This window comes from bacterium (assembly GCA_030655055.1).
Lineage (GTDB): Bacteria > Edwardsbacteria > AC1 > AC1 > EtOH8 > UBA5202.
On the sequence record JAURWH010000166.1, the window covers coordinates 1 to 19,537 of the forward strand.

16 protein-coding genes are annotated in these 19,537 nt (G+C 58.0%); all 16 read right to left on the reverse strand.

Annotated elements, in window-relative coordinates; genetic code table 11:
• The coding region (locus Q7U71_07960; protein ID MDO9391691.1) for a hypothetical protein at positions 1 to 284 on the reverse strand (284 nt) is incomplete at its 3' end.
• A gap of 39 nt (positions 285 to 323) precedes the next feature.
• Entirely contained in the window at positions 324 to 1,796 is a 1,473-nt protein-coding gene (locus tag Q7U71_07965; GenBank protein MDO9391692.1) for a tetratricopeptide repeat protein, read from the reverse strand.
• A gap of 68 nt (positions 1,797 to 1,864) precedes the next feature.
• A complete protein-coding gene (locus Q7U71_07970; GenBank protein ID MDO9391693.1) occupies positions 1,865 to 3,271 on the reverse strand; it encodes a glucose-6-phosphate isomerase in 1,407 nt (468 codons plus the stop codon).
• 203 nt (positions 3,272 to 3,474) lie between these two features.
• Positions 3,475 to 4,548, reverse strand: coding sequence for a hypothetical protein (locus Q7U71_07975; GenBank protein MDO9391694.1), 1,074 nt, complete (start codon positions 4,546 to 4,548; stop codon positions 3,475 to 3,477).
• Between the two features lie 42 nt (positions 4,549 to 4,590).
• Complete coding sequence (locus Q7U71_07980; protein ID MDO9391695.1) at positions 4,591 to 5,433, reverse strand: BRO family protein; 843 nt, start codon at positions 5,431 to 5,433, stop codon at positions 4,591 to 4,593.
• Positions 5,434 to 5,623: 190 nt separating this feature from the next.
• Complete coding sequence (locus Q7U71_07985) at positions 5,624 to 6,718, reverse strand: 6-phosphofructokinase (protein ID MDO9391696.1); 1,095 nt, start codon at positions 6,716 to 6,718, stop codon at positions 5,624 to 5,626.
• Positions 6,719 to 6,877: 159 nt separating this feature from the next.
• Positions 6,878 to 8,011: a glycosyltransferase gene (locus Q7U71_07990; GenBank protein MDO9391697.1), complete on the reverse strand. Its 1,134-nt coding sequence runs from the start codon at positions 8,009 to 8,011 to the stop codon at positions 6,878 to 6,880.
• Positions 8,012 to 8,124: 113 nt separating this feature from the next.
• The gene (locus Q7U71_07995) at positions 8,125 to 9,243 is read right to left on the reverse strand and encodes a DegT/DnrJ/EryC1/StrS family aminotransferase (protein MDO9391698.1); all 1,119 of its coding nucleotides are present in this window, start codon (positions 9,241 to 9,243) and stop codon (positions 8,125 to 8,127) included.
• Between the two features lie 142 nt (positions 9,244 to 9,385).
• Positions 9,386 to 10,804 (reverse strand): response regulator, encoded by a 1,419-nt coding sequence (locus Q7U71_08000; protein MDO9391699.1) that lies wholly within the window; start codon positions 10,802 to 10,804, stop codon positions 9,386 to 9,388.
• Positions 10,805 to 11,497: 693 nt separating this feature from the next.
• Positions 11,498 to 11,941 (reverse strand): HEPN domain-containing protein, encoded by a 444-nt coding sequence (locus Q7U71_08005; protein ID MDO9391700.1) that lies wholly within the window; start codon positions 11,939 to 11,941, stop codon positions 11,498 to 11,500.
• Positions 11,926 to 12,462: a nucleotidyltransferase domain-containing protein gene (locus tag Q7U71_08010; GenBank protein MDO9391701.1), complete on the reverse strand. Its 537-nt coding sequence runs from the start codon at positions 12,460 to 12,462 to the stop codon at positions 11,926 to 11,928. The genes Q7U71_08005 and Q7U71_08010 overlap by 16 nt, the downstream gene beginning before the upstream one ends.
• Before the next feature lie 295 nt (positions 12,463 to 12,757).
• Entirely contained in the window at positions 12,758 to 14,047 is a 1,290-nt protein-coding gene (locus Q7U71_08015) for a glycosyltransferase family 2 protein (GenBank protein ID MDO9391702.1), read from the reverse strand.
• Positions 14,048 to 14,324: 277 nt separating this feature from the next.
• Entirely contained in the window at positions 14,325 to 16,736 is a 2,412-nt protein-coding gene (locus tag Q7U71_08020; GenBank protein MDO9391703.1) for a glycosyltransferase, read from the reverse strand.
• Positions 16,733 to 17,662: a glycosyltransferase family 2 protein gene (locus Q7U71_08025; protein ID MDO9391704.1), complete on the reverse strand. Its 930-nt coding sequence runs from the start codon at positions 17,660 to 17,662 to the stop codon at positions 16,733 to 16,735. The genes Q7U71_08020 and Q7U71_08025 overlap by 4 nt, the downstream gene beginning before the upstream one ends.
• The gene (locus Q7U71_08030; GenBank protein MDO9391705.1) at positions 17,646 to 18,689 is read right to left on the reverse strand and encodes a hypothetical protein; all 1,044 of its coding nucleotides are present in this window, start codon (positions 18,687 to 18,689) and stop codon (positions 17,646 to 17,648) included. The genes Q7U71_08025 and Q7U71_08030 overlap by 17 nt, the downstream gene beginning before the upstream one ends.
• On the reverse strand, positions 18,686 to 19,537 hold an 852-nt coding region (locus Q7U71_08035), incomplete at its 5' end, for an O-antigen ligase family protein (GenBank protein ID MDO9391706.1). The genes Q7U71_08035 and Q7U71_08030, both read right to left, overlap by 4 nt.

The following is a 19,537-nucleotide window of genomic DNA, read 5'->3' on the forward strand; positions in this document are numbered from 1 at the left end:
TTGTTGACCGAAGCCGGGATCAAAAGCTGGTCCTGGTTCCTGGCGTACAGCGGCCCGGACCCGCTCAACTCGATCAGGTAAAGCCCGCACTGGGCCTGCTCCAGCGAGCTGTCGGCCAGAAGCGAGTCGATGCTTTGGACCAGCCGGGCGCGCTTGACCGCCGCGCTGTCCAAAGCCGCAGGGATCAAGGCCGTTTCCGGCTTGAGCACCGCCTGCCCCCCGCAGCCGGCCAGCGACAGGATTAAAATGGCTGTAGAGATTATGAGGTGTTTTTTATCGGGCATTTTTTTACTTTTCCATTTCTATTCGGTTTCCCTGATGTTTCACTCACTATCCCCCAGTCTGGCCAGCCAGCCTTTGGCTCCCAATCTTTCAAACATTACCCTGGCCCTGTCAACCGAATCCCTGGCCGGCATGGTGCTGCCATGATAAAACACGGCCTTGGCCGTCTCCAGCGGATTATTAAGTTCCTGGGAGATGGCGATGGCTTCCTGGAATTTATCTTCAGAGCGCTCGATCCTGGCCTGCAGCAGCAGGGCCTCGGCCCGGCCGGACTTCGACTTCAGTTCCCCGGCCAATTGGAGCGACTGGGCTGCAAATTCCAAAGCCCTGACCGGTGAGGTTTCCGGGGCGGGCCGGGACAATTCCAATTCGCCCAGGGAAAGGAAGATCTTCCTGAGAAGGTTCTTCCCGCCCCTTTCCCGGGCTATCTTTTCGGCCAGTAAAAGCAGCTCCCCGGCCTCGATGATCTCCCCCCGGGCCAGGCAGACATTGGCAATGCTGTTGAGGCTGGTGGCCTGGCCCAGGCTGTCCCCCATCTCCTCCCGCATCTTCAGCGACCGGCGGTAATGCTCCAGGGCCCGGTCCTCATCCCCCAGATCCTCATGGACCCCGCCCAGGTTGTTCAGGCTGATGGCCTGATTCTTCCGGTCGCGGATCTCCTCCTGTATCTTCAGGGAGCTGGCGTAGCAGGCCTGGGCCCGGGGATAATCGCCCAGCTGCCGGTGCACCGCGCCGATGTTGCTGAGGCACAGGGCCTGTCCCCGCCGGTCTCCGGTCTCCTCCCGGATCTTAAGGGACCGGGTGTTGTATCCCAGCGTTCCGGGCCAGTCGCTGATCAGACTCCGGACCACCCCGATATTGCTGAGAAGGTTGGCCTGGCCCTGGCGGTCGCCGATCTGTTTCCTTATGTTCAGCGACCGGTCATAGTGTTCCAAGGCCCGGGGATAATCCCCCAGCTGGCCGTAGACCCCGCCCAGGTTGCTGTGGCTGAGGGCCTGCCCCGGCCGGTCGCCGATCTCCTCCTGGATCTTGAGGGACCGGGTGAAATGGTCCAGCGCCCTGGGAAAATCGGCCTGGAAGTTGTGGGCCGTGCCGATGTTGCTGAGGCTGTAGGCCTGGCCCCGGCGGTCGCCGATCTCCTCCTGGATTTCAAGGGAAAGGGAATACTGCTCCAGGGCCCGGGGGTAATCCCCCATCCGGCTGTGGACGTAGCCGAAATTGTTGAGGCTGGCCGCCTGGCCCTTCCGGTCATCCAGTTCCTGATACAGCTCGAATGCCACCTGGGCGGCCGCCTGCATCTCCTGGTACCGGCTGAGCGAGGTGTATATCTGGCACAGCTGATCCAGGCAGTCGGCCTGGGATCTTTTATCTCCGCAGCGCTTTGAGACGGCCAGCCCCCGTTTTAGGCCGGCCAAGGATCTTTCATTTTTGCCGACCAGATTAAGCACCTGGGCCTGGTTTTGCAGGACGTGGATCAGCCTGGAGTGGTCACATTTATGCTTGTCGTTCTTCATTGTCCGTTGGATGTGAATTTAAAGCCTGACCCTTGGCGCCCCGGCTTTGGCACCGGGCCGCCCGCTTTTTATATAATGTATTTTTTCTGGCTGCCCGCTTCAAACTTTTTGACCTCCACCGCCCGGTTGGCAAAGCCCTGCTTGCCCATCAGGCCGTAGGCGTAGCGCTTGCCCTCCTCCACCCCCGGCTGGTCCATGGGGTTGACCCCGAACAGCCCGCCGGCATAGGCGGTGGCCGTCTCCAAAAGGAATATCATTTGTCCGATGACCTGGGCATCGATCCGGGGAAGGATGAAAGTGCAGTTGGGGCGGCCGTTCCTGGCCAGGGCCATGGCGGTGGCCCGCTGCTCGGCGTTCAAAAGCTCCCCGAAATCGTGGCCGCTCAAATAGGCCAGATCCTTTATTTTGAGGTAGCCCTTGGGGACGGGCAGGACGGACCGGAATTTTTCCACCCGGATGAAGGTCACCACCTTGTCCCGCGGCCCCTCGGCATAAAGCTGGATCTGGGAATGCTGGTCGGTGGCCCCCAGCGCCTTGACCGGGGTGGGGCCGGTCTCCACCACCTCGTTTTTGCTGTTAAGCCTTTTGCCCAGGCTTTCGGCCCACAGCTGGCGGAACCAGTCGGCCATAAGATAAAGGCTGTCGGAATAGGGCATCATCACGCTGATGTGGCAGCCCTTGCGGTAAAGCAGATACTGGGTCAGGGCGTAAAGCCGGGCCGGGTTGCGCCAGGGATTTTCTTCCAGGGTCCGCTGGCGCATGGCGGCCGCGCCGGCCAGCAGGCCTTTGACATCCACCCCGGCCATGGCCAGGGGAAACAGCCCCACCGGGGTCAGCACCGAGAACCGGCCGCCCACGCCCCCCGGGACCTCCAGGCTCAGCAGCCCCTCCTCCCGGACGATCTGCCTTAATATCCCCTCCTGGGGGTCGGTGGTGACGACCAGGTTGTTCTTCCATTTGGGTCCCAGCGCTTTGAACAGCCAGGCCCGCAGCCACAGGAACTGGGCGCTGGTCTCGGCGGTGGCCCCCGACTTGCTGATGACGTTGACCAGGGTGGTCTTGGGGTTTAAAAGCGACTGGATGTTTTTCAGTTTTTCCGGGTCCACGTTGTCCAGCACCCACAGCCGGGGCCGTCCCTTGAGCTCCTTCTTGTCCAGGTGGTTGTAGGCATAAGGATTAAGGGCCGCCTGAATCGCCGCCGTGCCCAGGGCCGAGCCGCCGATGCCCAGCACCACCAGGTCGCTGAACCTGCCCTTCAGCATCCGGGCCAGGGCCAGCGATGATTTCAGATGTTCGGGCCTTTCCGGCAGGTCAAAGAAATCCATCTTCCCCTTGGCCCGCTGGCGGTAGAACCACTCCGAGGCCTGGGCCGCCAGCAGCCCCGACTTCTCGATCTGGGGGTAGGATATTCCAAAATCCCCCAGCCGCTCGGACATCAGGTTGTTGTAATCGAATCTGATCTTAAGCTCGGTCATTTGCCTCCCTCCCCTGGTAAACAGTTTACAGTTGAACAGTTTTCTGTTTGGCGTCCATTCATTTGTTAGGCAAGCCGGCCTTTCACCTTGACCCCGCTCGGCGCATCGCTCACTCCTACGGCGTGCAGGCAGGACAAGTTTTGGCGTTTGGCGTTTGCAGTTTGCAGTTCATTGTTCATGGTTGGCTGCAAGATGTCCCGCCCTCAGCGGGAATACTGCAGGGACAGGGACAGCATGTCCTGCTTGAGGCCGCCTCCGGAGAACAGCCGGCTGGTGGCGGCGGAGAAGCTGAAGGCCACCGGCCCCAGGTTGAAGGACTGCCCGGACGAAAGGAAATACATGTCCCGCAGGCTGGGGTAGTTTTGGGTCAGCTGGGGCACCAGCGGCGTGCCCATGGTAAAAAATCCGAACCGCAGGATATAGCCGGGAGAGGCAGGCTGCAGCTCAATTCCCAGCTTAAAGTCGGCCCGGCCCTGATAATCCCAGGAAACATTCTGCCAGCCGGTGATGTCGATCTGCCCAACCAGGGTGGTGGTGGAGTCTATCCGGTAGCCGAATCCCAGGGTGGAGAGGGCCGGTACCACTCCGTAAAGGGCCAGGTCTCCCTCCCCGGCTTCCGGCAGATAATCGGCGGTGCCGTTAAGCCGGCACTCGGTGCGGAGGCGGGTGAACAGCAGCAGCTCGGGATTGATGGTGATCTCTATCCCGGCGTTAAGGTTCAGGCCCGAGGCCGAGCCTTGGGCTATCAGGGTTTCCCCTTTCTGCCAGGCGATGGAAGCCTTCCCCCCGACCAGGGCCAGACCGGCCGTCACCCCCTGTGATATCTTATAAAATCCGCCCAGGGCGGCCTGGCGCAGTTGCAGGCCGGCCTGCTGCCGGACATAGGGCTGCCACTGGTCGGGAAAGCTCATGTCGGTTTTCATGCTGTTGGCAAAACCTGCGGCCAGCCCCCAGCGTCCGAAGTTCCAGGCAAAAGCGGCCGAGGCCGGCAGGGCCGGGGACTGCCGGGTGGTGATCAGCACATGGCTGCGGCCCTCCGAAAGATAGCCGGACGAGACCGAGGCCGAAACCCTGGTCCCGGGGATCTCCAGCCGACAGGGGTTGCCGAACAAGGCTGAAGGGCCTGAGGCCAGGCAGGTGACCTGGCCGCTGCCCAGGGCCGCGGCGTCCAGGGGCTGGTAATAGTTGTACTGCAGCGGCAGGATTAGCTCATATTGGGCGGCCCGGGCTGACCAGCAGAGCAACAGCAGCGATAGGAGGATAATTGTTTTTTTCATGGCTCTTGGTTGTTAATCATGGCCTGGGGAATTGGAAAATGTTCAGTCATCTTGTTTTAATTGTTTTTTGGGCGGAGGAAGATAATTGTCCTGCGTTACAACGCTTTTCCCTGTTCTCCGCTCCAACTCCAACCGCGCTTTCCTGGCTATCTTTCCGCCTTTTTGCCCGGCTTGGGCGTTTTCGTCCAGCCCGGAGGCTTTCACGCTTTCAGCAATCTGGCGGGTCGAGAGCTCCGCCAACGCCGAAAAAATCAGCTCCGCTTCGCTCATATGATCCCGCAGGTTTTGGGTTTTTAGGCCTTTGATCTCTTTATGCTTCTTGACCGAAACGCCGCTCCATTCCTGATGAATGATGTTGGTTAAAAAAGCATACTCCTCTTCGCCCTTGATGTCATGGCCGTTCCAGTAATCGGTCAGTTTGTTGCGGGTTTCCTGGCCCATCATCCGCTGTTGGATCCACTTTTGGCTTCTACCGTGCTGCTGCCAGTACAGTCGGGCGCGGTCCAGGGAACGGACGGGGTCTGTCATGTCCTGCAGGCGTTCGTAACCCACCTTGGCCAGCCAGAGTTTGATCGGTTCGGCCTTGGGACTGGGAACAGACTGGATAAGCCTTAACAGGGTTTCCGGGTCGGCGGCATCGGTCAGGTATTTTTTACCATCGGCAGCCTCCAACTTCAGTCGGTTACATTTTGTAACCGACTGACTGCCTTCTTTTTTCAACCGGTTTTTCAATACTTTCCAATAGTTTCGAGCGGCCTGATAATCCGGCTGCTGTACCAACACCGCCACGATGTCCACCACCGAAAAATACCATTTTTCAGCCTGCGGGTCGTAATGGCGGCGGATTTTATAATTTTCGAATACCGCCAACGCTTTATCCGTCATCGGGAACCTCCCAAAAATGCGCTGATTCATGAATGCTTGTTTATTTAGACCCGCCATATTGCTCCCGGAGTTATCTGCCGGCAATCCTCTCTGCGGCCTGAAGTTGGGGGTTCAAAACATCACCGGACCAAGGGAACTCTCAGGCTTAAAACATCCGCCAAACCGGCCTTGGATTTGCGCCCCTCTCCTTTTAGTCCCCGAACACGGTGCCAATGGACTTGGCCGCCCGGATCACCTCGGAGTCCGGCTGCACCAGCCGCAGCTGGCCCACCGCCTCCTTGATGGGCACCGCCTCCACCTTCAGCCCCTTCAGGGCCGCCATCTGCCCGAACTCACCCCTGGCCAGAAGCTCCACGGCCTTGACCCCGAACCGGGTGCCCAGTATCCGGTCGAAGGCGGTGGGACTGCCGCCCCGCTGCAGGTGGCCCAGCACCGTCACCCGGCAGTCGATCCCGGTCTGCTCCTCGATGTCGTCGGCCAGCTTCTGGCCGATGCCCCCCAGCCGCACCGGGTCGGTGGACTCCTTGATCAGCTTGCGGACCACCATCTCACCCCCTTTGGGCTTGGCCCCCTCCGAGACCACCACGATGGAGAAGCGCCGGCCCTTCTGGTTGCGCTCGATGATCCGCCGGCAGACCTGGTTGATGTCGTAGGGGATCTCTGGCAAAAGTATGATGTCGCCGCCGCCGGCCACCCCGCTGTAAAGCGCTATCCACCCGGCGTAGCGGCCCATGGTCTCCACTATCATCACCCGGTGGTGGGACATGGCGGTGGACTGCAGCTTGTCCAAAGCCTCGGTGGCGGTCACCACCGCCGAGTCGAAGCCGAAGGTGACGTCGGTGGCGGCCAAATCGTTGTCGATGGTCTTGGGGATGCCCACCACCTTGATCCCCCGGTCTATCATCTTCTGGGTCATGGCCATGGTGCCGTCGCCGCCGATGGCCACCAGGGCCTCCAGGCGGGCCAGCTCAAAGTTCTTCTGCACCCGGTCGAAAACATCCTGGTATTCCATCTCCCCCTGGGCGTTCTTGACCGCGTAGCGGAAGGGGTTGTCCCGGTTGGAGGTGCCCAAAATGGTGCCGCCCTCGGCCAGGATGCCGGAGACGTTGCGCCAGGTGAGCTCGTGATACCGGCCCTCGATCAGCCCGGCGTAGCCGTCCTCGATGCCGATCACCTGCATCCCGTGCTCGCTGATGGCGGTCTTGGCCACCGCCCGGATCACGGCGTTAAGGCCGGGGCAGTCGCCCCCGGCGGTCAGGATCCCGAAGCGCTTGATCTTGGGCATCTGTGAAACTCCTTATCTAAGCTGTATGCTCTAAGCTCTAAGCTCTAAGCTATAAGCTATAAGCCTTATGCTATATGTTCTATGTTCTATATGCTTTCAAAACACCGGGGATATACGGCTGATAGCTTATGGCTGACGGCTTACAGCTTTGTTTGGCGTTCAGTCCAGTATCTCCTCCACCAATTTGGCCACCTCCTGGGCGGCCCGGGGCCTGCCCAGGGCCAAAGCGTTCTTTCTCATGGCTGAAAGTTTCTGGGGCGAGGACAGCACCTCGTCCAGCCGGTGGGGAATGTCCAGCTGGTGCATGGCCTTGATCCCGGCCCCGTGCTCCAGCAGCATGTCGCTGTTCATGTCCTCCTGGCCGGGGATGGGGTTGACGATGATCATGGGCAGGCCGCAGGCCATGGCCTCGGCGGTGGTCAGGCCGCCGGGCTTGCTGATCAGGATGTCGCAGGCCCGCATGTACTCGTCCATCTGCTCGGTGAACCCCACGGTGATCATCTTGAACGGCAGCTGTTCCCTCATCTGGCGCAGGCGGCTTAAAAGCTTGCGGTTCTTCCCGGCGATCACCACCAGCTGGAAGTTGGATTTGACCGCGGCCAGCGAGGCCACCATTTTTTCGATGGGACCCACCCCGAACCCCCCGGACAGCATCAGCACCGCGGGCAGCCGGGGGGCCAGCACCAGCCTTTCCCGGATGACGGATGAAGGCTTCTTTTTGGCGAACTCCGGGTTGACCGGAATTCCCAGCACGTTGATCCGCCCGGAGGGGACGCCCGAGGCCATCAGGTGCTGGCGGCTGTTCTGGTCGGCCACCGAATAGTGTTCGCATTCCGGCAGGATCCAGTAGGAGTGCAGGCCGTAGTCGGTGGTCACGGTCAAAAGCGGGGCCTCTATTTTTCCCTTGCGCTTAAGGTCGCAGACCAGCTGGGAGGCCAGGAAATGGGTGGAGATTATCAGGTCCCACTCCTGCTCCTTGATGAAGGAGGTGAACTTGCGGGTGTTGAGGGTGTCCAAAAGCCGCAACAGGAAATCGGGGCGGTTCTGGCGCTTGAGGTTGTCCGAGGTGGTGAAGATGTAGCCCCACATCAGCGGCTGGTTCTGGGCCATGTAAAGGTACAGGTCGTGATAGACCGCCTTGTAGAGCAGGGTGGAGAATTTCAACAGGTCGATGTGGGTCACCCGGTACTTCTGCTGGCTCTGGGGAGCCGAGGCCAGGGACTGCTCTATGGCCTTGGCGGCCATGGTGTGTCCGGCCCCGGCCGAGGCCGAGATGATCAGGATGTTCTTCATAGTGTAGCTGTTGCCCGTTTGCCGTTTAGTGTTTAGTGTTTAGTGTTTAGTGCTTGTCCGACGAAGCTCTGCTTGTCTGCTAAATCCCTGGCAAGGGCAGAGCGAAGTTGGATTCATTGTTCATTGACAAACTGTTCCATGGCTTTGACCACCCGCTCCTGGTCCTTAAGGGTCAGCAGATGGTGGAACGGGATGGCCAGGCTGCGGTCGGCCGCGTCCTCGGTTAAGGGGAAGTCCCCCCGTTTGTGCTTCAGCTCTTTCACCAGATAGGGCTGAAGGTGCAGGGCCGGAAAGTAGTGGGCGCAGCCGATGCCCTGTTCCTGGAGGCGCTTTATCAGCCGGTCCCGGCCCAAGCCCTTGAGTCTTTGCGGAACCAGGGCCGCGAACACGAACCAGCTGCGGGTCATCCCGGGGAAATCTTTTAACACCGTGAATTCCGGCAGGCGTTCCGAGAAAAGCTTTTGGTAGTTTTGGGCTATCTTCTTCCGCCGGGCCAGGATGCCGGGCAGCCGGGCCAGCTGGACCGAGCCCAAAGCGGCGTTGATGTCCGGCATCCTGTAGTTGTACCCCAGGTCGTGATGGGCCAGCCAGCCGCCCATGGAATGGCGGCCCTGGTTGCGCAGGCTGCGCATGATCCCGGCCAGATGGTCGTCATCGGTCAGCACCATCCCGCCCTCGCCGGTGGTGATCTGCTTGTTGGGGTAGAACCCGAAGACCGAGGCGACCCCGAAGGAGCCGGCCCGCTTTTTCTGATACACGGCCCCCAGGGCCTCGCAGGAATCCTCGATCAATATCAGCCGGTGCTTTTTACAGAGGGCCTGGATCTTCCGGAACTCGGCCGGCAGGCCGAAGATGTCCACCGCCAAAATTGCCCGGGTGCGGGAAGTGATCCTGGCTTCTATCTTTTTGGGATCGATGTTCAGGGTTTGGGGATCGATGTCCGCGAAGACCGGTTTGGCCCCCTGGTACAGGATGCAGTTGACCGAGGCGGCAAAGGAATAGGGCGAGGTGATGACCTCGTCCCCTTTTTTCAAGCCCAAAGCCCGGGTGATCAGGTGCAGCCCCGCCGTGCCGGATGAGACCGCCAGGGCGTGTTTGCGCCCGGTGTATCCGGCGAATGACCTTTCGAACTTCAGTATCTCCGGGCCCAGGCTGAGGGTGCCGGATTTCAGCACCTTGACCACGGCGTCGATCTCGCGCTGGGTGATGTCGGGGGAAGCCAGTTTGATCATGTTACTTCTTTTTTTCGCGGTTAATTTTGCCACAAAATGCATGCCCTGAGCCAAGCCGAAGGGGCACAAAAAACACAAATTATTTATTGCTGCCTTTCATCCCCGGCCTGGCCGGGGATCCGGTTTCCCGCCGGGAGAGGGGTTAAGCCGGCGCCATGTTCAACAGCCTGTCGCACTCTTCCAGCAGTTTGTCCAGCCTGAAAGGCTTACCCATAAAGGCGTCGGCCCCGGCCTTCATTATTTTCTGCCGGGTCTTCTGGTTGTCACGTCCGGTGATGGCCAACACCCTGGTCCGGGGATGGTGTTCCTTGATATAGCGGCAGACCTCGAACCCGTCCATGCCGGGGAGCTTCAGGTCCAGTATCACCAGCTGCGGATCATGCTGGCTCAGCATACGCCCGGCTTCAAAGCCGTCGGCCGCGGTGAATATCTGGTATCCCTTTTTGGTTAACTTTAAGAAACCGGCCACCAGTTGCAGAATGCCGGGGTCGTCGTCCACCACCAATATTCTTATCCCCTCCGGAAACAGCCCGGCCGGCGGCGTCAGTCGGTGATCTTCGGCGGGTTCAAACATTCCCAGCCGGATCATGGCCCAGATCAAGGCCAGCCAGGAAACCGCCAGCAGGGCCGCCTGCATCCAGGGGTTCAGGAATATGGCGGCCCAGCCCAGGGCCGAGAACAAAAGCCCCAGGCCCCACATCAGCCAGTCCACCCGCCAGACCGAGGGGATCCGGGCGTGCAGCAGGTCGTAGACGTGCCGCCGGTCTCCGGTGAAGATGTCCATGTTGTTCAGCATCCGCCGGACGATGGCCAGACCGGTGTCCAGGATGAAGGGAGATAGCACCAGCAGCACCGGAATGAAGGACCGGGGGCCCAGGCCCGCCGTCTGCAGGCCGATCCCGGTCAGGTAAAAGCCCAGCAGCAGACTGCCGCTGTCGCCCATGAATATTTTGGCGGGAAACCGGTTGAAGAACAAAAAGCCCAGGGCCGCCCCGCCCACTATCAGCTTAAGGGTGCAGCCGTAGACGGAACCCAGCTGCAGGGACAGGGCCAGGAAACCCAGACTGGCGGCGATGGCCATCCCGGAAGCCAGCCCGTCCATCCCGTCCATCAGGTTGAAGGCGTTGGTCCCGCCCATCAGGATCAGCACCGCCAGCAGAAAATCCAGCCGCTCGTACCCGGTCAGGCTGACGGCGGACATCATTATCACCGAGGTCAGGCAGGCCGCCGCCAGCAGCGAGGCCTTAAGCCAGGGCTTGATCTCGTGCAGGTCGTCCAGCAGGCCGGTGACGAACACCACGCCCCCCCCCACCATGCCGGCCGCCATGCTGCGGTTGGCAAATATCTCCGGCATCAGGAACAGGGCGGCCAGTATCCCGGCGTAGACCCCTGAGGCAATGGCAATGCCCCCGGTGCGGACCACCTGGTACACGTGCTTGTCCTGCGACAGGCCGTCGGGGGTATCCCAGGCGTTCATCCGGCGCCCCAGAAGCTTGGCCAGCGGCAGGGTCAGGTGGGTGACTCCCATGGTCACGGCGAAGACGATCAGAAAGTTCAGCATCAGATCGGGTATTGGGTATTGGTTATTGGAAATTAGTTATTTGTTATTGGGGAGCATCATAACCCACAGAAAGCGTGCACTGAGCTTGCCGAATGTGCACAAAAACACACAGGAGGACCTTTCCCACGAAATACACGAAATGACACTAAATAACTCAAAATATATTTATGGTATTTTAGATCGTTTTAGTGGGCTTTAGTGGGCAGAACCCAGGGGAACCTTTCCCGCGCTTGTGCCCCGTAGGGGCGGGATGTTTACGTTGCGCTGAGCCATGTCGAAGCGTAGCCCCGTAGGGGCGGGATGTCGCATCTCCACGCTGCCATGCCGGTCCTACGGACCTTAGGCCGTTCATATGTTTTATGTTTTTAGAAACATTTCGCGCCTATGGCGCTACGGGGTACGGCATCGCCGGGCAGCCCTGCCGGGTATCTCGATCGTGTCAAGCGTTGCCCGCCTGCCCTGCAGGGCATCTCGATCGTATCGGTCATCGTCGGACAGACCTGCCGGGCATCTCGATCGTATCGGTCATCGCCCGCCTGCCCTGCCGGGCATCTCAGGCGTTGCTCCGCTGCCATGCCGGTCCTACGGACCTTGGGCCGTTCATATGTTTGATGTTCTTAGAAACATTTCGCGCCTACGGCGCTACGAGGTCCGGCATCGCCGGGCAGTACCCCAGGCGTTTTCAAAGTTTTGTCAAACTCCGGCGATCAGTCCTTTGGCCGCGGCCAGAAATTCTTCGGCATCATTGACCAGCTGGCCGGCGCTGTCGGAAGAAAACCTACCGTAATAATCGGCATTTTCCCGGAGCACTTTGGCCAGCTGCAGCGATTCCACCAAACGGACATCCAGTTGTTTGGTTTTAACATACAAGTCCCTCAGGGCGTATTGCAGACAGTGGTGGCTCCTTTCGCGCAACCCGGCCTTGTACACCAATGCCCGGGCGGCATGAAACATGGCGTAATAGGCCTGAATTGAAGCCCACTTATAACTGCCCTGGGCCAGGCTCTGCCGGGCGGCCATAAGATCCGCGGCTGCCTGCTCCAACTCGGCCGGTGCCAGACCGGCCGCCTGGGGGAATTTTTTAAGCCGCCCCTTATCCAGGCATTCCCGGTATTCCGGGCTTATATTTTCTGCCACAGCACTATCCCCCGTTCCACTTCACGATAAAATATTTCGTCGCTTTTTTGCATCCCGGCCCACTCCACCGGGTCCTTGACCACGGTTTGGACCTTGGGAGAAAAGGTGAGCGCCGCCCGGCGGGCCGCATCGGGCTGGTTGGATATGACCAGTATATCCACGTCGCTGTCTTCCTGATCCTGGCCCAAAGCGGCGCTGCCGTAAAGCACGATCTTAACCGACAGGGGACTCAGTTTTGTTAAAAAGCGATCCAGACCGATTATGGTGTCGGCAACTTTTACCTGGCAGACCGCCGGATGTCCGGGGATTACCCGGTAATGCTTCATCCGTCCGCTGGACCTGACCGTAACCCAGCCCAGTTCGGCCAGCCGCCTTAAGGCATAATTGGCGGCGCTTTTTCCCACCCCGGACCTGACGGCCGCCTCCCGGCCGTAAAACTCGGTTTGGGGGTGGCGGGCCAGGTATAACAGCACATTTTGCAAAGCGCTCTCCCAGAACAAGGATCTGGTGACCTTTTTCATATATGTCCTTTATAATGGATATATGTCCATTATATTGGTTTTATGTCCATTTGTCAATAAATATTTCTTAGCCACAAAAAACCGGCATTGCCGGGCAGAACCCCGGGGGACCTTTCCCGCGCTTGTGCCCCGCCACACTTCGACACTTCGACAAGCTCAGTGCTCAGTGTCCGGCGGGGCTTCAGCGCTCAGGCACTAAATACACGAAATATATTTCCTTTCACACCAAGACCCCCTTCGACACACTCAGGGTAAACTCCGGCACAAAGGGGTTTTATAAATTCTGCTTTCTGCCTTATGTTTTTTGATTGGTGCCCAGCCAGAAGGGCAAAGTTGCCAGGCCCCAGAGCGAACCCAGGCCGTAGGAGACGTGCAGGGTGAGGAACACCGCGGGGAGCAACAGCAGGGAGCCGGGCGCAGGCCTAAAGTCGGAAAGTCCTAAAGTGGAAAGTCCGGGACTGGTTGCTTCGGGTTCAGAAGTATCTTCGCCCAGCTTTACACTTTCAACTTTCTCGACTTTATGAACTTCGTCCCGCGTTACACTTTCCGCTTTCTTGACTTTATGAACTTTGTACTGGCTTCTGCCCGCCTGTATGACAGCCAGCGCCATGGCGCCAAGGTAGGCCCCCAGCTCCAGCGCCAGCAGCCGCAGGAACAGCAGGTGCCAGCTCCAGGACTTTTGATCGAGGACGCCGGGTTGTTTTAAGCCAAAACCCTTCAGGCCATGGAGGGCGTTGGCCAGTTTGGTGCCGGCCCCGTGGCCCCAGAGGGCGGCGCCCAGGCCGGAAAGGCTGAGGGCGGTGAGAAGGATCAGGGAAGAGACGAAGATCAGGGGGATGAAGTGGCGGAGCCTTGGGGCTTTGGGATTGTCCGGCAGGAAACGGGTGATCTCGAAGCCGTCGGCCCAGCGCTGGCGCCAAAGGTCTGTGAACTTGGACCTGGGGTAATACCAGGCCTTGATCATGGGCGAAAGGTATATCTTGTAACCAGCTTCGATCAGCCGCCGGTTCAGGTCTATGTCCTCGGTGCGGGTGCGGCGTTCGTCATACAAGCCGACATTGTAAAGGGCCTCCTTTTTGTAGCACCCCATCCAAACCGTTTCCACCAAACCCTCGTAATTGGGATCGTGAAACCGCCCCCCGCCCAAACCGAAAGGGGAATCGTTGGCCAGCACGCTGGCCCGGGCCAGTGCAGTGTCATTGGCCGGCAAGGCCCTCATATGCCCGCCCACGGTAGCGGCCCCGGTGGCCTCCATTACCTGCACGCAGGAGCTGATATAGTCCGGCGAATACAGGGCATGGGCATCCATGCAGACTATGACATCTCCAACAGCCTTTTTGATGGCTATGTTGCGGGCGCTGGAAACCGCCTGTTTTGGGTTTGGCAGTATCGTTACCGGAAATTCGTCGTACCGGCTGTCAAATTCAGCGATCTGTTCCAGGGTGTCATCGTCGGAAAGACCGTCCACTATCAGCAGTTCCATCAGGTCGTGGGGATAGTCCTGGGCCGCGATGGAGTCGAGGCAGTTTATGATGTACTGTTCCTCGTTGCGGACAGGGAGGATTATGGAGACGAATGGTTGCATTTTATTTTGACAGGAGTGTCATGATTTTTTATTTACAGAATATAGGCTCAATTATGTTCTTTTCTTTTTGTACCGCCAAAAAGAGAATAACCAATCCCGCTTCGTGGGATTCCCGCATCTGATTTTATTTTGGAAGGTCAAGAAAAAGCTCGTCGCTTAAAACTCTCCGGGCCACGCTTACGCCAAGGCTACAGCGGGCCCGCGTTGCGCTTCTCGTTGCCGTCGGGCTTGTCTGAACTCGGGCTTTGGCCCAGCCCTCAAACATGCAGACAAGCTTTTAACCGCCGTCAACTGCGATGCTCACTGATCGTTTTAACGCGACAACCGGGGTTGGCACCTTTTGTTCCAACGCGGTTTGGATCAGTTTTGAGATCTCCACCACCTTGGCATCCCAGCTTTCATTGGCCACCCGGCGGCTTAGTTCATATTTCAGGGTTGAACGGTCCTTAGCCAGCAGTTTTTCTACCGCAGACACGAGTTCTTCGGCGGTGCCGGCAAATTCCACCACGTCTTTGTAGGCCTGCACTTCCGGCAGGCGGGCCGAGACCACCGGCAGTCCGGCGGCCAGGTATTCCTTAAGTTTTAAGGGATTCACGCAGACGGTCAGGTCATTCAATTTCATCGGTATCAAACCCACGTCAAAGGCCGCGCAGTAGGCCGGCAGTTGATCGAACTTTTTCTGGCCCAGCAGGCGGATGTTCTTTACTGCCCGGAGGCTGTCAAGATTTCCCACCTCCACCGCCACCCGGCCCACCAGCACAAACGACCAATCGGGCTTAAGTTCCGCCGCCCGGCGCAGCATTTCCAGGTCCAGCCAGTCGTTGATCTCGCCGTAGAATCCTATTACGGGCTTTTTCAGGTCTTTGACATCTACCGGCCAGTCTTTGCTTGTCATCTCCAACGCCCGGCTAAAATGCCGGTGGTCCACCCCGTGGCCGACCAGGTGTATCTTTTTGCCCCGGCCCTTGATATCCACCAGATTGCCGGCGGAGGCTATCACCAGGTCTGCCTTTTCTATCAAGCTCTCCTCCATCCGGCCTATGGCCCGGGCCGGGTGCCCGGTGAACTTGGTGAAATCATCGGTGAGGTAATAGATCGACAGCTCTTCATCCATCCGGCCGAAAGCGCTTTCGGCATTGGGCAGAAAGGACCATAGGATGGGCTTGGCAAAGCCCAGCTTGCTTTGGTAGAACCGCACCTGGCTGACCAGCAGGAGTTTATTTATTTTGTTGATCAGGCGGTGGCCGTGAAAAGGCAGTACCAGCAGGTTTAGCACCGAAAGATTGCCGCTTACCTTTTCCAGCCGGCGGGTGAAAAAGTCCCTTATTTTTGTGAACCCTTTGATGACATCCATCCGGGTGGCGGTGGGGTTGCGCAGACCGATGGAATTTATCCACAGCACCCGGTTCTGCCTGGCCAGGCGGCTCATGATGTGATGCTTGGAGAGCGGGTCCTGCTGCCAGTCGTTGGAGAAGCAGATGATGTCCCGGCCGTAGAGCAGGCCCGGGACGGCCGGGACTTTGGCGGTCAACCCGGCCAGGCAGTCATCCATGCTCCGGCCGATCCGGGTCCAGTCGTAGCGCTGTTCCACCAGCTTCCGCCCGGCCAGGCCCATCCGCACCGCTTTTTCATGGTCGTTAAGCAGGTCATTTACACTGCCGGCAAACTGGACCGGGTCATCGGTGATGATGGCATTTAGCCCGTTCTCTATGCCCTCGATCCCCTCGGCGCCCTTGGCGGTGGTGACCACCGGCCGGCCCAGCGCCATGGCCTCCAAAAGCTTTAGCTTGGTGCCGCCGCCGAAACGCAGAGGGACCACGAATACGGCCGATGACAGGACATGGGAGGCGACCTCTTCCACCCGGCCGGTAAATTGCACATCGGCCAGGCTGTATTGCCGGGAAACCAAATTAGGATCCTGGCCGATCACCTTGAATTTTGCCCCGGGCCTGCCGGATTTTAGCGCCGGCCAGATGTCATGGAGAAACCACCTGAGCCCGTCCACATTAGGCGCCCAGGCCAAACTTCCCAAAAATGAGACCGTCTCATTTTGGGGCGGTATGGCGTACCCGTATTTTTCTACGTCCACCCCGTTGGGCGCCAGAAAAACCCGGGCCCCGGGATTTATCCGCAGAACCTGATCGGCATCCGGCCGGGAAACGCAGAAGAACGAAAGATCCGGTCTGGCGGCCGCCCACCGCATCAGCCGGTCCACCTTAAGGTACTGCCAGTAAAAGTAAGCCGCCTTGACCGGGTTCCTGGCCGACCGGTAGTGGTCCTTCATCACCTGCGGTTCGTAATTCTGCTCGTTGACGACTATCTTGCGGCCCGGCAGATAGCGGACCAGCGAAGCCAGGTAAAGGGAATCCACTATCACCTGGTCGTATTCCGTTTGCCGGCACAGGTCCTTAACCGTTTTTATCAGGGCTTTGGTCAGGTAGCGCTGCTGGTGATAGGGGATCAGGCGGAAGAGGTTGAATACCTGTAAATACTTAAGCCGGCCTTCGCTGCGGGGCTTGACGCTGACCACCTTCACCGGCAAAGGCAGAGGTTTTGCTCCTTCCGGCACCTGGGCCGCCAGGGTTATCTGGTGGCGGGCGCTTAACTGGTGGAGGATGTTGTATACCCGGACCAGACTGCCATCCTCCGGCGGGTAGGGGTATAGTTTGGCGACGTATAATATCTTCATGTTTTAACCGCGGCCCGGCGCCATAATGGCGGGAAATGAATTGCGGTCAGCCAGAACAACCTCAAACGGCCATAACCCTTGAACGGCAGCAAGGGAACTGAGGTTAAAAGCCGCGAGACCAGAACCAGCCACAAAGATAAGGACAGAAAAAATGCCTGGGCCGGGCTGTAATGTCCGTAATAAAATTTTAGCTTGCTGGCCTGAAGCATCCGGTACATTTCCACTTCCCTGGGCGAGGTGCTTTGCTCCCCCAGGTGAATGATCTCAACTCCGGGGACATAATAGTTTTGAAAGCCTTTTGCCTTAAGGCGCCAGGACAGACCGGCCTCCTCGGAATACATGAAATAGCCTTCGTCAAACAGCGGCCCCTGGCCCAAAACCTGCCGGGAGACCATCATGAAGGCCCCGGCCGGAATGTCAATGGCCAGCGGCCCTTCCCGGTAATAGGTTTTTTCCCAGCGGTTCCGGTAAAAGAACCGGTCCAGGTAAAAGGCGGTCAAAATATTTTCCGTTATGGAGGGGTAATTGATGATGGACGGCTGAAGACGGCCGGACCCGGTAAGCAGACGGCACCCGGCCAATCCGGCTTTGGGCGAGGCCTTAAGAAATTCCAAAACCGTTTTTACCGCTCCGGGGTTGACCATGGTATCCGGATTAAGCAGTAAGATATACCGGCCCCGGGATATTTTGTAACCCTGGTTGTTGGCCGCGGAAAATCCGCTGTTTTTTGGATTGGCAATGATCTTCACTTTGGGGAATTGATTTTTTACGGCTTCCGCGCTGCCGTCGGCGGAGGCATTGTCAACCACAATTATCTCGTGTTCAATATCCCGGCAGGAGTTGATCACGGAAGCGATGCATTCCGTAAGCAGCTGCCGGACGTTATAGCTGACGATGATCACTGATAGTTCAGGTGATGGCGTCATGTTTTTCCTTATATAACCGCCAAAAGTTAAGCACCGCCTCATCGGCCCAGCGATATTCTTCGTTAATATAATCCCGCAAAGCAGGATCATTTATCTTTTTCGTAAATCCCAGCAACTCTTCCCGGGTAAAGACGGGAGACCAGCTCTCACCCCTGAATAATTCGTTGCATATTTCAGACACATGGGCTGCGGTGTAAAAGGAGCCTATGGTGTATCTCAGCGTTATGTTGTGGTTGGCCGGGTTTTGGAAAAAACCCTTCAACGCCGGCTTGCTAAGGCAGCTGGCGGCTGGCTTCCAGGAACTGCCGGCCCGAAGACAGGACACCATCTCATCCTTGTCTTTTTCCCCGATCTCACCAACGGCATACCCGTTAGTAAGAAACGATTCGTTCATATTGTCGCAGGTATCATACCCCCGTCCGTTATGGGGATTATGTGCCGGGGACGGAGTGAAAGTCAAACCCATTTTTTTAATGAGTCCTGGCCTCACCAGCACGGAATACGAACCCATGGGCCTATGGGCAACCCCGGCGATATTGAACTTCCATTCCGGGCGGGGATGCAGGCTATAGGCCGCCAATTTTGGATCTTTTTCAAATAGTTCACAGGCGGCCGCTATCGGTCGGGAGGCGAACACAAAACAATCGTCGTCACTAAGCCAGACGAGTCCTGAGCTCGTAAAATGCCTGACGAAATAATCCAGTTTGTGGTAATGCCTGAAATTGATGAATCTCACAATCCGCACGCCGGGAAAATCCCCGGACTTAAGGTCGCCGCAGCAATCCACCATAATCACTTCATTGTCGTAACCGGCTTTTTTAAGTTCGGCAAACACCGGCAGCATCACATGATGCCAGATACGGGCCAATTGGGGAAACACCGTAAAGGTCAGGATGGTTATCTTGGCTCTGCTTTTCCGGCGGAACAGCGACTCCTGCAGAACGGAAAAGGTCCCCGGCAAAAGCCTGGGGAAGGTCAGCAGATCAAAGGCCTTATAGGCCAACCGATACTGCAGAAAGGACATCATACCGAATCTACTTCCTTCTCTTCGTTTGAATAACTCAGGCTCAAGGCTATGATGACCGCCAAAAGGAAAATCGCCTCCCTGGTCTGGTACACCGGGGTGGAGAGTCCCACAAATAACGACTGGATGACGGTTATTATCCCAAAGGCGGCCCAGGTGCGGCTTAACGGATCCGGGTCATCCACCCTCTTTTTTTGCAGGGCCCTGATCAACCCTGTAATAGCTAAAGTCAGCAATATCAACCCGGCCAATCCGCCCTTGGCGGCAAAATTCATTATGTCGTTGTGGGTAAAATTGGTATCCGAATAGCCCGAGCCTTGCAAGGCTTTTACCCAGTGTTCCCAAAAATGGTACTGGTAGCCAAAACCCACCCCGATGAATGGCGAAGAAAAAAACAGTTCCCCGGACTGTCTAAACTCATCCAACCGGCTCTGCACCGAAGCGTCTCTTTGATAGCCCAGCATTAACTGGATGCGGGCGGCCTGGTCTTCCCGGTAACTGCCGGAACTGGTGCCCTGGACCATCACCAAACCCATCACCGCCAGCATCACTACGATCAGGATCACGGCCTTGCGGCGGTGCTGGGAATAAAATATCAGCAGCAGTCCCACCATGAACCCCAAAGCCAGCCAGACCGTGCGGGTGGGGGTTAAAAGGCTTACTGCCAGGCTTAAAACAACGAAAAACAGCCATAGCCATTTTTGGGGCGCATCCTGAATGTACAATATCAGACCCAGCCCAAAGAAAATTCCCGGATGAAAGGTGGAAAGCCGGACCGGGAAATACGCCAGGAACGGCAAGGCGGGAAAACCATAGGCATAAAGCAAAAATAAAATGTCGCGCATCATGCC

Coding starts and splice junctions, on each gene's coding strand:
- Q7U71_08025 (MDO9391704.1), bottom strand. CDS start 17,662: ATGACGCCATCACCTGAACTATCAGTGATCATCGTCAGCTATAACGTC.
- Q7U71_07970 (MDO9391693.1), bottom strand. CDS start 3,271: ATGACCGAGCTTAAGATCAGATTCGATTACAACAACCTGATGTCCGAG.
- Q7U71_07965 (MDO9391692.1), bottom strand. CDS start 1,796: ATGAAGAACGACAAGCATAAATGTGACCACTCCAGGCTGATCCACGTC.
- Q7U71_07995 (MDO9391698.1), bottom strand. CDS start 9,243: ATGATCAAACTGGCTTCCCCCGACATCACCCAGCGCGAGATCGACGCC.
- Q7U71_08000 (MDO9391699.1), bottom strand. CDS start 10,804: ATGCTGAACTTTCTGATCGTCTTCGCCGTGACCATGGGAGTCACCCAC.
- Q7U71_07990 (MDO9391697.1), bottom strand. CDS start 8,011: ATGAAGAACATCCTGATCATCTCGGCCTCGGCCGGGGCCGGACACACC.
- Q7U71_08015 (MDO9391702.1), bottom strand. CDS start 14,047: ATGCAACCATTCGTCTCCATAATCCTCCCTGTCCGCAACGAGGAACAG.
- Q7U71_08020 (MDO9391703.1), bottom strand. CDS start 16,736: ATGAAGATATTATACGTCGCCAAACTATACCCCTACCCGCCGGAGGAT.
- Q7U71_08010 (MDO9391701.1), bottom strand. CDS start 12,462: ATGAAAAAGGTCACCAGATCCTTGTTCTGGGAGAGCGCTTTGCAAAAT.
- Q7U71_07985 (MDO9391696.1), bottom strand. CDS start 6,718: ATGCCCAAGATCAAGCGCTTCGGGATCCTGACCGCCGGGGGCGACTGC.
- Q7U71_08030 (MDO9391705.1), bottom strand. CDS start 18,689: ATGATGTCCTTTCTGCAGTATCGGTTGGCCTATAAGGCCTTTGATCTG.
- Q7U71_07980 (MDO9391695.1), bottom strand. CDS start 5,433: ATGACGGATAAAGCGTTGGCGGTATTCGAAAATTATAAAATCCGCCGC.
- Q7U71_07975 (MDO9391694.1), bottom strand. CDS start 4,548: ATGAAAAAAACAATTATCCTCCTATCGCTGCTGTTGCTCTGCTGGTCA.